The organism is Phocaeicola sp. GP0067 (genome assembly GCF_031119655.1).
In the GTDB taxonomy this organism is placed as follows: Bacteria; Bacteroidota; Bacteroidia; order Bacteroidales; family Bacteroidaceae; genus Phocaeicola; species Phocaeicola vulgatus.
In genome coordinates this window covers 116630-131065 of the sequence record NZ_JAVHZY010000010.1, presented here as the reverse complement: position 1 = coordinate 131065, position 14436 = coordinate 116630, and the positions used below count along the sequence as shown (strand labels likewise).

Genomic DNA, 14436 nt, shown 5'->3' with positions numbered 1-14436 from the left:
TTGTCCCGTTTGAAGAGTATTAAAATTATGATTAAAATAAAATTGTATTATTCGATTGTTACCATCCTTTTTTTAATTTCCTGTGTCAGTAACAAAGGAAATGACTTTTTATCTATTCCCGCCAAACCGATCTATGGCTCTTATTATGATAAAGAAATTATGTCCAATGAGTTGGTTGCATTCTCTTCTCTTGATTGTGGAATTCTTATGGTTCAACGTTGTAAACTTCCTGGTGAACCTATTTGTCAGATTCTAGAGGAACAGACAGGCGAAAGAGTGGGTAGCTTTGGAAGCAGGGGACAAGGGCCTGGAGAATTTATAGCCGCTGAATTTATTGGAAAAACAGAGGGGGACGATACTTTATATTTTGTTAATTTGCCTTCTACTGTCCTATTGTATGCACGGGAGGAAAAGGGTGCTGACTACCGTTATGTAGGAAGTGAAAAAATTAAAGTAAAAGATGGTTGTTTTACAACCCGTTTCTGTCGACTGTCCAATGGTTATAGTGTGGCGACGACTTTGTCTGGGGGTAAGGAGTTTTTCATTCTCTTTGATAGGGATTTTAAAGAAATAAAGCGTTTCGGTAATCATCCGGTGCGGGGAATGACTACTGAAGCAAATGATTTTATGCAGTTGCAGGGGGAGATGGTTTCATACAAAAACAGCTTTTATTTTGCATCTAGATTTTTTGGTTATCTTTGTCGGTATGATATATCGGATGAGGAAGATGTTACTTTGAAGTGGGAAAAAATGCTTGTTGAGCCTGTTTGCAATGTCTATGAAGCAAATCTTGCAAGAAAGAAGAATAACTTGGATGGATTTTATGGATTGACAGCCAATGATAAATATGTTTTTGTGACTTATAGTGGTGAGTTATGCTATAAAGCCTTTGAAAACTATTCAGCCTGTACACCTAAAACTTTGCTGGGTTTTTCCATCGATGGTGAACTGGTAGGCAAGTACGCATTGGAACACCAAAGCATGAGTGTGCTTCTTTCTCAATATACCCCTCAGTTGTACTTGTTAAATTGCGAATCGGAATGTAATGTTGAAATATTTGAGATGGATGATATCCTGAAAGCAAAATTATGAAAATCCTGCTTTATGTGTTGTTGGCTTTTGGGGTATTTTGTTTCTTCTCGTGTAAAAGGACAGAAAAGGAGCAGTTGACTTTTTTGATGAAAGAATGGACTCGAAAAGAAATTCTCTTTCATGATAGAGCTGTCTTTACCATACAAGGCAAAGACACATTAGATAAGTTTCCTTATGCTTCAACATATTATAAAATTGTAACTTATGTAGACTCATTAGGATGCCTTAGTTGCAAATTGCAATTATTGGAATGGATAAATTTTATAGCGGAGGTAGACTCTGTCACATCTAGGAATGTATCCTTTTATTTTTTCTTCCACCCTAGAAATAGGAAGGAACTAATAATGACATTACAGTCAGAAGATTTTATTTATCCTGTATGTATAGATCTGAAAGATACCTTTAATAAACTGAATAAGTTTCCACTGAATGATAAATTTAGGACATTCTTGCTTGACAATACTAATAAAGTGATATTAGTAGGAAATCCTATGCATCATCCTCGGATAAAAGAGATGTATATGGGACAGTTGCGTGATTGTAATAATAAGCCGGAGGTGGAGGGTGATGAATGAACCAGAGGGTAAAAGAAAAGAATAAATGGATAGACCGTTTAATAAACTTTGTATTTTATGGTTGTGTACTTGCTCTGATATGGTTGCTGTTACAAATCACGACCTTTTCTTCGTTCAGGATTCCTACTGCATCCATGCATCCTACTCTGATAAAAGGTGACTATGTAATAGTGAATAAATGGATAGCAGGCGGCAGGATATTTAATGTTTTTAATGCGGTAAAAAACAAGCATATATCAATAAAACGTATTCCGGGAATACGACGGATAAGAAAAAATGATATTCTCATTTTTAATTCACCAGTCGGGCAATATAAGAATCGAATACATTTTGATGTCATGCAATATTATGCCAAACGATGTGTGGGGCTTCCGGGTGACACTGTGGCAATTATCCTGCCTACATTATCTGCCTTAGCCGAGGATAGCCTTACGTTTTCTTTTGATCATAATTACTATGACCTGTTAGGATGGACTGCTGAAAAATTCGGTCCTCTTTATATACCTTGCAAAGGTGATCAAATCCCGATAAATAGTTTGACTGCTACCCAATATGGAAGTGTTATGGAATGGGAGACTAAACAGAAAATAGATTATAAAGATAGCGCATATTTTATAGGAAATCATCGTTTCACAAATTATCAGTTTAAGCATGATTATTATTTTATGCTGGGAGACAATATACACCATTCATTGGATTCACGACATTGGGGATTGGTGCCTGATGATTTCATTGTGGGTGTAGTACAATGGATTTGGTTTTCAAAAGATGAAGAGCAAAATTCAATTCGTTGGAATCGAATCGGTAGAGTAGATTGAAATAAGAGATGCGAAAGGTTATAGTTCTATGCTTGTTCGGATAAAAACGTATAAATGATGCGTTGTGATATATGTTGTATGAAAAGTTTTTGTTAATATTGTCATCATTATGAGTTTGTTTTTGTTGTATGATGAAATAATAACTGAAGAATTATGAAGAAAGTATTGTTTTTATTCGCCTTTTTGCTTCTGGGTATAGGAGCTATGGCACAAAAGGTAATTTATGATGAAACCAACCAGACCGGAGTGCGTACAGTGGTATGCGAGGGTATGAATCTGGGTGTTTCCAATAATATGGACGTATATGTGGCACTCGCTGGATTTCAGTATAAAAGTACCATACGTTATTCGCTGGCTGTTACTATCGGGTCGGGGCATGAGGTGGAAATTCCTAATGACAGTAAGTGTGTCCTGACGTTGGATAATGGAAAGGCATTAGAGCTGCCTACGGTAGCAGGCGGCGCTTCTGTATTGCAGCATGTAGATGTGGAGATGAGTGATGTGTATCAAAGTTTCCGCCGTTTTGCCTATTATAATATAAAGGCTAAAGAATTGAAGAAAATCGGCAAAAACGGTATCGTACAAATGGATATACAGTTATCTCCCGGAAACTATTCCATTGCATTCAACCAGGATGTCTTGGGAAGTATGCTGACCGGCTCTATGTCATTAATAAATAATATGTTTGGGAAATAACTTCTCTTTTCATATTGTATGGTGCAGCCTTTTCTTCTCAGAAGGAGAGGCTGTCTTGTTTTTGAAAGTCAAAGGGTTAAACAAAACGTTGTTTCATGTGTTTTCCTAATGTTTTTTAATGTGATAAACTTATGAGGAAAATACGTAGATGGGGAGTATGGCTCCTTTTAATCATTCCTTTGGCACTGAATGCCCAGCAGCGGGCCGAAAAATTATTGAATGTACCCTTGCCGGAACATTGGCAAGAAGAGGATGCGATGTTTCAACAACTGCTTCCGGTGGATGACCATTGGTGGACTGTATTTCAGGATGCCACACTGGATTCATTGATTCATGTGGCTGTCAGGCAGAATCCGTCTGTCCTTACAGCCTTGAATCGTATAGATATGGCGAAAGCGAATCTGAGGATAGCCAGAGGAGGCTATTATCCGGCTTTGTCATTGGATGCTGGGTGGAACCGCCAACAGACTAGTGGCAATACCGGTACGGGACAGCCTCAATCCAGAGTGGGGTATTATGATGCAACGGTTAATATGAGCTGGCAGGTGGATGTGTTCGGTTCCATCCGCCAACGGGTGAAAGCGCAGAAAGAAAATTTTGCGGCAAGTCGTGAAGAGTACAATGCGACGATGGTAAGTCTTTGTGCAGAAGTGGCGTCAGCCTATTTTAATTTGCGTGAGACCCAACAGGAACTTAGTGTGTTACAGCGCAATGCTTTATCTCAAAAGGCGGTGGTGGATATAACTGAAGTGCGTTATAATACCGGACTGGCTTCCAAACTGGATGTGGCTCAGGCTAAATCGGTTTATTATAGTACATTGGCTTCTATTCCTGCTACAGAATCCGGTATTATTCAATATATGAATGCGTTGGCTGTATTGCTCGGGCTTTATCCTCAGGATGTGACGGCTGCACTGGAAACGGGAAAACCGTTACCCGATTATATAGAGCCGGTAGGGGTCGGTCTTCCCGGACAATTACTTTTACGACGTCCCGATGTACGGGTTGCCGAACGTCAAGTCAATGCACAAGCAGCCTTGTTGGGAGCTTCCAAGACCGATTGGCTTCCCTCATTTTTTCTGAACGGTTCCTTCGGCTATGCTTCACATGATATGAAAGATTTTACTAGACGTAGCAGTATGACATGGAGTATCGCTCCCTCTATGAGCTGGACGATTTTTAATGGTGGCCAGCGTGCGAATAATGTACGCTTGCAGCGTGCACAACTGGATGAAACAATCAATCAGTTCAATACTACGGTTCTTACAGCGGTGCAGGAGGTGGATAATGCCATGAGTAGTTATAAGAATTCCATCAAACAGATTGTAGCATGTCGTGAGATGTTGAATCAGGGGAAAGAGGCATTTAAACTTTCATTGGACTTATATAAACAGGGGCTGAGCCCTTTCCAAAATGTATTGGATGCACAGCGTTCGTTACTGTCATACGAGAATTCATTGGTGCAGGCACAGGGATATTCATTGCTTTGTCTGATTCAGATGTATCAGGCATTGGGAGGAGGCTGGTAGGCTGCGACGGAAAAGCTGTTGAACTATAGAAATAATAAAAACCTAACCCAAGATATGAAAAAAATAATGATAGCTTTCGCATGGACGGTATGTGTGTTGACCGCCTGCGATAAAAATAAACCTTCTCAGACAGAAATGCAGGCATTGCCTGTAGATGTTGCGAAACCTTTGGTGGAAAATGTGACGCTGACCAAAGATTATCCCGGTTATCTGGAAGCGGAATCTACTGTAGATTTGGTGGGACGAGTAAATGGAACTTTACAATCCAAGAATTTTGCACCTGGTTCCCGGGTACGTCAGGGACAGGTATTGTTCGTTATAGAACCGACACTTTATGAAAATTCAGTGAAACAAGCGGAAGCTGAATTAAAAACGGCTAAAGCCAATCTTGAATATGCTGTCAGTAGTTATCAACGTATGAAAGAAGCGATAAAAAGTGATGCGGTGAGCCGTATACAATATTTACAGGCGGAAAGTCATGTGGCGGCTTGTGAGGCTGCCGTAAGTAATGCTGAAGCAGCTTTGAAAACTGCGCGTACCAACTTGAGTTATTGCTATGTCAAGGCTCCTTGTGACGGAGTGGTTGATGTTTCGGCTTATTCTGTCGGGGCGTATATTGGTGGTGCTTTGCAACCGGTTAAATTGGCTACTGTTTATAAGGATAACCGTATGTATTCCTATTTTAATATTGCAGATAACCAATATCTGACATACGAGCTGGCCCAGGAGGCTGCCAGCAAGATTCCTGCGGAAACTCATTTTGTAACCTTGCGTTTGGGAACTGACGGGGCACAGTCATGGAAAGCGAAACTGGATTATCTTTCTCCCAATGTGACATTAACTACAGGTACTCTTCGTTTGCGTGCGGAATTGGATAACCCTGACGGGATGCTTCGTCCCGGATTATTTGTCAGTGTCACCTTACCATACGGTGAAGCGCGGAATGCAGTGTTGGTTAATGATGCTTCTATCGGAACAGACCAGTTGGGTAAATATTTGTATGTAGTGAATGACAGTGATATAGTGAATTATCGGCATATTGAAGTCGGGCAGTTGGCGGATCATAATATGCGTGTTGTAAAAAGTGGCTTGTCACCTTCCGAACGTTATGTCACCAAGGCATTGTTGAAAGTGCGTCAAGGCATGAAAATTAAACCGATAGAACAAACCAATAAACTTCAATAGCCTTATGTTTTCAAAATTTTTCATAGAACGGCCTATATTTGCCACGGTGCTGGCTTTGTTATTCGTGGTGGCCGGACTTGTAACCCTGAATATATTGCCCGTGGCGCAATATCCCGATATTACGCCTCCTACCGTGCAAGTCAGTGCGGTATATCCGGGTGCCAATGCTGAAACTGTAGCTCAAACTGTCGGTATCCCCATTGAACAGCAGGTAAACGGTGTGGACGGAATGTTGTATATGAGTTCCAATTCCTCTGCATCGGGCGCTTATTCGCTGACAGTGACTTTCGAAGTGGGAACGGATATCGATATGGCAACTGTGATGGTACAAAACCGTGTCAGTGTAGCATTGAATTCTTTACCCGAAGCTGTGAAGGTACAGGGAGTGACGGTGCAGAAGCAGTCATCCAATATTGTGATGATGCTTACACTGAGTGGTGACAGTATTTATGATGGCCTTTATCTGACCAATTATGCCAATTTGAATCTGGTAGACCAGTTGACACGTGTACCAGGGGTAGGAGCGGTGGATGTCATGGGAGCCGGTGATTATTCCATGCGCGTATGGCTGAATCCTGAAACCATGCGTATCCGCAATATTACCCCGCAGCAGGTTTATGCTGCCATTCAAAGTCAGAATATGGAAGTGTCTGCCGGTTATGTGGGACAACCCATCGGCAGTTTGGCTGATAATGATTTTCAATATACGCTGAATGTAAAAGGACGTCTTTCTACTCCCGAAGAGTTCGGCGACATCATATTGAGAGTGGAAGACCAGGGAAAAGTGCTCCGTCTGAAAGATGTTGCAAAAATTGAGTTGGGCAGTGCCGGGTATGGAGTTGTTTCCCGCTTGAAAGGGCAACCTACGGCTGCTATTGCTGTTTACCAGTTGCCGGGAAGTAATTCGCTGGATGTTTCTAAACACGTCCGTGCCCGTATGGCGGAACTGGCTGAAACATTTCCGGCCGGGGTGAAATACAATGTGACGTTGGATACTACCGATGTGGTACACGACTCCATTGATGAAGTGATGAAGACCTTTGTGGAAGCGATTATTCTGGTGGTGCTGGTTATCTTTTTTTTCCTGCAAAGCTGGCGGGCGGTTCTTATCCCCTGTCTTACTATCCCTGTGTCCCTTATCGGAACATTGGCGGTAATGGCTGCTTTAGGCTTTTCCATCAATACATTGACACTGTTCGGCTTGATATTGGCTATAGCCATTGTAGTGGATGATGCCATAGTGGTGACTGAAAATGCCACCCGTATTCTGGATGAAGGGAAGCTGGACGCCCGTGCCGCTACCGAGCAGGCTATGGGGGAGATTACCGGACCTATTGTCGGAGTGGTGCTGGTACTGCTTGCCGTATTTATTCCTACTACGCTGATTAGCGGTATTTCCGGGCAGCTTTATAAACAGTTTGCTTTGACCATCGCGGCTTCTACAGTGATAAGTGGTTTCAACTCATTGACCTTGACTCCGGCAGTCTGCGCTCTGTTGCTCCGTCCCACCCCGACGCATAAAGCGCGTTTGTTCCTCTGGTTTGACAAGATGAATGACTGGATGCAGCGGGTTTATGACGCTTCGGTAAAATGGTTGTTGGCACGGCCGGTTATTGCTATCGGTTCTTATATCGTAATCTCAGTCATTGCTATTCTGATGTTTGTAAAATGGCCCAGCACCTTTATTCCTGAAGAAGATGACGGATATTTTATGATTGCCATTCAGCTTCCGGCAGCTTCTTCTTTAGAGCGTACACAGATGGTGGGTAAGCAGATTGATGCTATTTTGTCAGAGTATCCCGAAGTGAAGACTTATTTGGGCGTAAACGGATTCAGTATCATGGGAGGTGGTCAGTTGCCTAATGCGGCTACCTATTTTGTGGTGCTGAAGAATTGGAAAGAGCGTGCGGGTAAAGAGCATACCGCTCAAGCGGTGGTCAATCGTTTTAACGGACAGGCATATGCCATGATACAGGAAGCCCAAGTCTTTGGTATTATTCCTCCTGCTATTCCAGGTATGGGCAATACAGGTGGTTTACAACTCGAACTGGAGGATCGTAAGTCTTTGGGTCCGGAAGAACTGCAAAAGGCGGTTGAGGCTTTATTGGCTAATTATCATAATGAGCCGGCTGTCGCTTCCATGAGCAGTATGTATCAAGCGGATGTACCTCAATATTTTTTGAATATAGACCGGGATAAAGTTCAGTTGATGGGTTTGCAGTTGAATCAGGTCTTTTCTACATTAGGGTATTACATGGGGCAGGCTTATGTAAATGATTTTGTGGAATTCGGCCGTATCTACCAAGTGAAATTGGAGGCTGGCGAACAAGCCCAAAAAGTGATTGATGATGTGTTAAAACTGAGTGTGGTCAATTCGAAGGGAGAGATGGTGCCTTTCAGCAGTTTTACGCAGATAGAACAAAAACTGGGGATGGACCAGATAAACCGGTATAATATGTATTCGGCTGCTTCCATCACTTGTACGCCGGCTGCGGGCAGTAGTTCCGGACAGGCGATAGAGGCTATGGGGAGTTTGATTAAAAATCAGCTAGGTGGTGAGTTTGGATATGAATGGACCTCTGTTGCCTATCAGGAAACTCAGGCAGGTAATACTACTACAATTATTTTAATCATGGCCTTGTTGGTAGCCTATTTGGTACTGGCGGCACAGTATGAAAGCTGGACAAGTCCGGTGGCTGCCGTGATGGGGCTTCCGGTTGCTATTTTGGGAGCGATGTTGGGCTGCTGGGTGATGGGGGTTCCGGTGAGTATTTATACCCAGATCGGTATTATTCTGCTGATAGCCTTGTCTGCGAAGAATGGTATCTTGATTGTGGAGTTTGCCCGTGATTACCGTAAGGCTGGCAATCCTATCCGTGAGGCGGCATACGAGGCAGGGCATGTGCGCTTGCGTCCTATCCTGATGACTTCATTTACCTTCGTGCTGGGTGTGATGCCGTTGTTGTTTGCCACAGGAGCCGGTGCAGGCAGCCGTGTGGCACTGGGTGCGGCAGTGGTGTTCGGTATGGCTGTGAATACAATTTTTGCTACCATTTATATTCCTAACTGGTATGAAGTGATGCAGCATATTCAGGAAAAATGGCTGACTAAGAAAAAATAATTGTTTGGTTTCACCACAGATTGGTCAGATTTATACGGATAACTCGATTTAAAAACTGTATGGATTTGCGTTATCTGTGGTGAATTTGTGTATCTTTGCGACAAACACATGGAAATATGGATACAATCAACAACGATCTTACTAATTTATTGAAACAGATGGGTGTGCATCAGGAAAGCCTGGGCATAACCCAGCGTATTGTCATTATAGCAGGGATTCTGATCATTGCTTTTGTGGCAGATTATTTTTGTAGAAAAATAGTAGTTCCTACTATAAAGAAACTGACGGCAAGGACTCAGGCTACTTGGGATGATTATTTATTCAATGATGCTGTATTAGATAATATGTGTCATCTTATTCCACCTATTATATTGTATGTATTGCTTCCTTTTGCTTTTCCGCATGAACCTGTGACTTTGACATTCATTCTGAAGCTATGCTGGGTGTATATCACGGCTGTAGCCATGAAGTTGATTTGTTCTTTTCTGACTTCCCTCTATACCATTTCAAGCGAACATGAGAAACTAAAGAATCATCCTCTGAAAGGGGTATATCAGATGATAAAACTGATTGTGATTTGTGTAGGGGTGATCATTATAGTCAGTACCTTGATTGATAAAGATCCTGTGAATATTCTTACCGGATTGGGTGCTTCTGCAGCTATCTTGATGTTGGTTTTCAAAGATACGATTATGGGGCTGGTAGCCGGAGTCCAGCTTTCTGCCAATGATATGCTCCGTCCGGGAGATTGGATTACCATGCCGAAATACGGAGCGGACGGTACAGTAATAGAAGTGACTCTTACCACTGTAAAGGTACGCAATTGGGATAATACTATAACTACAGTCCCACCTTATGCATTGGTCAGTGATTCGTTTCAGAATTGGCGTGGCATGAGGGAAAGTGGTGGACGCAGAGTGAAACGTTCTATTAATATAGATATGAATACGGTCCGTTTCTGTACACCGGAACAAATGAAAAAATTTGAAAAACAAGTCTGGATGTCAGGCTTTGAAAAGACAGGAAAGGAGGAGGTGAATCTTTATGTATTTCGTCACTATCTGGAATATTATTTGCGTCATAATCCTCGGGTGAATACAGAATTGATTTTGATGGTGCGTCAATTACAACCTACGCCGCAAGGATTACCCATAGAACTTTATTTCTTCTCAGCCAATAAAGACTGGATTCCATACGAACGTTTGCAAGCAGAGGTTTTTGACCATTTGTTGGCTGTTCTTCCCGAATTTGGATTAAGGGTATTCCAAATTCCTTCAGGATTGGATGTGTTGTCTCTTTCTTCTCATTAATTATTTATAATCTCACTAGCGGAGAGGTACAGGAATCATCACATATTAACATGGATTACATCAAATTTATTGATTGTCAAAATGAATAATCCGTGTTAATATGTGAGAATGTACACTATTATACATGAAGTTCCAGTATAAACCGAGTTCCTTTTTTATAATCAGTGTCCAAAGTCAGTGTACCATTTAATTTATAAGCGATAAGGCTGCAAGTAGGCAACCCTAGTCCGTTTCCTTGCGTTAAATCGCGTATTTCTGCAAATGGCTTGAACAGTTTTTCACGTGCTTCAACCGGAATTCCCGTTCCCGTATCGGTTAGTATGAATTGATGTGTATGGGCGCTTCGTTTTTTGAATTCCAGTGAAATCTTACCACTTTTCGTATATTCTGCCGCATTGTTCAATAAATGGTTTAATATACGTTCCAATTCTTCTGCATTTGTCTTAATATTTACACGTGGAACATTTACCACTGCTTCTACTCCGGATTTGAAGTTTATTTTCGCTTTTTCCATAATACTTTCACACAATGTATTTATGTTCAGTTCCTTTAGCGGATAATGTTCTTCACGTGTTTCTTCCAATGAAATATACGTCTGGATAGCTGTCATCAGTTCTTTCAGTGCCTTGATGTTTTCATGTAATATTGGGGTGGATATTGTTTCCTTTGTTGCTTCATCTATTGTATTCAGACTTGGTTCAATTTGGGCGCTGATATTACCGATAAATTTAGACTTCTGCTCATTGTTTTCATTCGCTATCTGTAGGCTATGTTTCAATTTCTTTACTTGGCGGATATGTTTAAATAACAGGGTAGCTAAGAATAATAATCCGGCAGCCAATATGGCGGATAACACACATAGTGCAATGATAATAATTAGATTTGTGGTAATCTTGTCTTCTTTTTCCTGCAAAGTCTTTTGACTGGTTTCATATTTTTGTTGCAGTGTGTTTAGTTCATTGGCTGTTTTTACTGCTTTTATGGAATCTTGCCATGAAGTATAAAGTTTTCTCATTGCAATAGCCAATGGGGCATTATTATTCTGTTCGGCATATCCCAACATGTCTTTATAGCATTGGTCTATTCCTTTTTCGTCTTTACCGGCAGAGCGCTTTTGGAATAAGATGTTGTAACATTCCAAGCTTTTGTCTGTCATACCGAAAGTTTGATAATAATTGGCTTCCGTCATTAGAAGCTCTTCTTGTAAAGAGTCTGATTTTAATTGGTCTGTATAGGAATGAAGTTGTTTCAATAGTATCTTGCATTGTTCTGTATTTTTTAGATTCGTATACATACGCAGGCGTTCTTTACCCACCATGAAACGTAATTTGTATTCGGGTGATTTTTTTTCTTGCTCATTATAATAAATCAATGCATCCATTTGTCGGCAAGTGGCAAAGGCTTCTTTATATTGCCTGTTTTGAGTAAAGAGCGTACTTATCCGTATTCCCTCTTCTACCGCTTTATTTATTTGCTTTTGTTCGGCATACTGAGTGAATTTTGCCCACTTTGTATTTAACTCTTGAATATTGACATCTGCCGGTTTGGCTGTAGTTTGTCCTTGCCCTGCAGCACAACAAAAGGCAAGTGCTAATGTTAGAAGAATTTTTTTCATTATTGAAACAGGTTTTCTGCAAATATAACCTTTTTTTAAGCAAAAAGTTTAGGGAAGTGCAACTTTTTTTCAGCTTCTAGCGTCTAAACTGTAAAACAATAACTTTTAATCAGGACAGGCCATCTTGTAAAAAGAATAAAATCATAATATTTAAAATGAGAAAAATAGTAATGATAGCCATACTGGTAGTCAGTATGGTACAAGGAGTTTTTGCCCAACAAATAATTATAAAGGGCACTGTGAAAGACGCGACAAGCAAAAAGGCAGCAGAATATGTTAATGTAGTTTTACAAACAGCAGATTCGGTTTTTGTTGGAGGGACTACTACGAATGGCAAAGGCGATTTCTTGCTGAATAAGGTTTATGCAGGCAATTATTTATTGGCACTATCCTGTGTGGGGTATCGTACGCAATTCATTGTATTAGACGGAATTAAACAGAATATAAATTTAGGGGAAATTTTGTTGGAAGATGATGCTGTGGCTATGGAAGGTGTAACAGTTAGTGCTTCCGGACAGATCAGTCATTCGGATCGTAAGTTGATTTTTCCTTCTGAACGGCAAATGAAGGTTTCGACAAATGGAGTCAATCTGTTGCAACAGATGATGCTTCCCCGTATTCAGATAAATCCTATGAATAATGAGATAGGAGTGTTAGGGGGAGGAGAACTTCAGCTTCGTATTAATGGAGCGAAAGCAGAAGTTGAAGAGATTAAGGCATTACAGCCATCAGACATTATTCGAATAGAGTATCATGACAATCCAGGTTTACGTTATGGTAATGCTGAGGTAGTGCTTGATTATATTGTCCGCCGTCCGGAAACGGGGGGAAACTTTGGAGTGGATTTGTCTCAGGGGATGAATGCCATGTGGGGAGAATATAATGTTTTTGGAAAAGTGAACCATAAGAAGTCGGAGTTTGGCGTTTCGTATTACATGGGACCTCGCGATTTCTATGGTATGTACCGGGATAATGAAGAGGAATTCCATTTGGCGGACGGAACGACATTACATCGTATAGAAGAAGGTGAACCGGGGCACGGATCTATGTTTATGAATAATTTAAGTATGAATTATAATTTGCAGCAGACCGAAAATTCATTGTTCAGTGCTACTTTTCGTTTGAGAAGTAATAGCCAGCCGCATTGGGATTATCAGGGAGTATTGACTAATGTTGCCGATTCTGATGATAAGGTGGATATGATAGACCGTACTAAAGAAAGTTGGTCTCGTCCTTCGTTGGATCTTTATTATCAACAGGGATTGAAAAATAAGCAACTTTTGGTATTCAATGTGGTTGGTACTTATAATAAGGAAAAATCACGCCGTTTGTATCAAGAAAGTTTGCAGGATGAGTTGTTGACTGATATTAATAATAATGTATTGGGAGATAAATATTCTCTGATTGGGGAGGCTGTTTATGAGAAGCAATTTTCTAAAGGAAATTCCTTGAGTTTCGGTTTGCGCCATACTCAGTCTTTCGCCAATAATGCATACCGTAACTGTCATTATTATGAAACGGATATGAATCAAGGGGATACATATGTTTATGGTGAATATAGAGGAAAGGTGAAAAAATTGGACTACAGATTGGGGGTAGGCGTTACTCGTTCTTATTATAAACAAAGTGGTGATGATTCGTATGAGAATTATAGTTTTAATCCCCGTTTGGTACTGCATTATACATTACCGGGAAATTCATTTGTTCGTTGGAAATCCGATATCAGTAATGCTTCGCCGTCATTGGGGAATTTAAGTGCAGTAGAACAGATTGTGGATTCGTTGCAAATCAGACGAGGCAATCCGAACTTGAAAGCCTATTTGCGTTATCACACAGAGTTGACATACGAATGGCAGAAAGGTATATTTTATTCTAATCTTTGGGGAGCATATGATTATCAGCCGAATGCCATTATGGACGAGAAGTATCAGGACGGTGACAAGATTGTACAGACATGGGACAATCAAAAGGATTGGCAGAAATTATCGGGGCGTCTGACTTTGCGTGTCGGTCCTATTAAGGATATGCTACAGTTCTCGTTTACCGGTGGGGTAAACCATTATATGAGTCATGGTAATACATATTCTCATACTTATACAAACTGGTATTGTAATGCTGAAGCATCCTTTAATTACAAGCAGTTCTCTCTTTACTGGCAGATGAATACTAACTGGAATAATTTCTGGGGGGAAACCTTGTCGGGGGGAGAGAATATTCAGGTATTGGTGATGTATTACACGCATAAGAATTTGCGTGTGGGGTTGGGCGCTTTCAATCCGTTTACGGATAATTATAAGCAACAGACTGAGAACTGGAATAAATATGCTTCTTACAAAAAAACGAATTATGTGAAGGAGAGCTCGCAAATGTTTTTGGCAAGTGTTTCTTATAATTTCTCGTTTGGCCGTAAGTTTAAGACAGGTCAACGGAGGGTGAATAATAGTGATAACGATTCCGGAGTGATGAGTACCGGAAAATAAACAAGATAATCATTT

General features: G+C 40.8%; 10 protein-coding genes. 9 read left to right on the top strand and 1 reads right to left on the bottom strand.

The features are described 5' to 3' along the window. Window positions 1-27 precede the first annotated feature (27 nt). The 8 genes from RE317_RS10145 to RE317_RS10110 all read left to right on the top strand — a co-directional run bounded on the left by RE317_RS10145 (window position 28) and on the right by RE317_RS10110 (window position 10326). Entirely contained in the window at window positions 28-1092 is a 1065-nt protein-coding gene (locus RE317_RS10145) for a hypothetical protein (protein ID WP_005840631.1), read from the top strand. After that, on the top strand, window positions 1089-1667 hold the full coding sequence (locus tag RE317_RS10140) for a hypothetical protein (RefSeq protein WP_005852975.1): 579 nt from the start codon (window positions 1089-1091) through the stop codon (window positions 1665-1667). The genes RE317_RS10145 and RE317_RS10140 overlap by 4 nt, the downstream gene beginning before the upstream one ends. Beyond that, a complete protein-coding gene (gene lepB, locus RE317_RS10135; RefSeq protein WP_005852977.1) occupies window positions 1664-2485 on the top strand; it encodes a signal peptidase I in 822 nt (273 codons plus the stop codon). Before RE317_RS10140 ends, lepB begins: the two co-directional genes overlap by 4 nt. A 153-nt stretch (window positions 2486-2638) precedes the next feature. Continuing rightward, on the top strand, window positions 2639-3181 hold the full coding sequence (locus tag RE317_RS10130) for a hypothetical protein (RefSeq protein WP_005845164.1): 543 nt from the start codon (window positions 2639-2641) through the stop codon (window positions 3179-3181). A gap of 131 nt (window positions 3182-3312) precedes the next feature. Continuing rightward, complete coding sequence (locus tag RE317_RS10125) at window positions 3313-4710, top strand: efflux transporter outer membrane subunit (RefSeq protein WP_008670746.1); 1398 nt, start codon at window positions 3313-3315, stop codon at window positions 4708-4710. A gap of 54 nt (window positions 4711-4764) precedes the next feature. Then, window positions 4765-5895 (top strand): efflux RND transporter periplasmic adaptor subunit, encoded by a 1131-nt coding sequence (locus tag RE317_RS10120; protein ID WP_005852982.1) that lies wholly within the window; start codon window positions 4765-4767, stop codon window positions 5893-5895. Between the two features lie 4 nt (window positions 5896-5899). After that, on the top strand, window positions 5900-9016 hold the full coding sequence (locus RE317_RS10115; protein ID WP_008670748.1) for an efflux RND transporter permease subunit: 3117 nt from the start codon (window positions 5900-5902) through the stop codon (window positions 9014-9016). A 116-nt stretch (window positions 9017-9132) separates the two neighbouring features. Then, a complete protein-coding gene (locus RE317_RS10110) occupies window positions 9133-10326 on the top strand; it encodes a mechanosensitive ion channel family protein (RefSeq protein ID WP_008670750.1) in 1194 nt (397 codons plus the stop codon). A gap of 118 nt (window positions 10327-10444) precedes the next feature. Here the strand turns inward: RE317_RS10110 and RE317_RS10105 are convergent, their stop codons facing one another. Further along, window positions 10445-11941, bottom strand: coding sequence for a HAMP domain-containing sensor histidine kinase (locus RE317_RS10105; protein ID WP_005845177.1), 1497 nt, complete (start codon window positions 11939-11941; stop codon window positions 10445-10447). A gap of 155 nt (window positions 11942-12096) precedes the next feature. On the opposite strand from RE317_RS10105, the gene RE317_RS10100 reads away from it, so the two are divergent. Continuing rightward, complete coding sequence (locus tag RE317_RS10100) at window positions 12097-14421, top strand: TonB-dependent receptor (RefSeq protein ID WP_117873585.1); 2325 nt, start codon at window positions 12097-12099, stop codon at window positions 14419-14421. The last annotated feature ends 15 nt before the right edge of the window (window positions 14422-14436 follow it).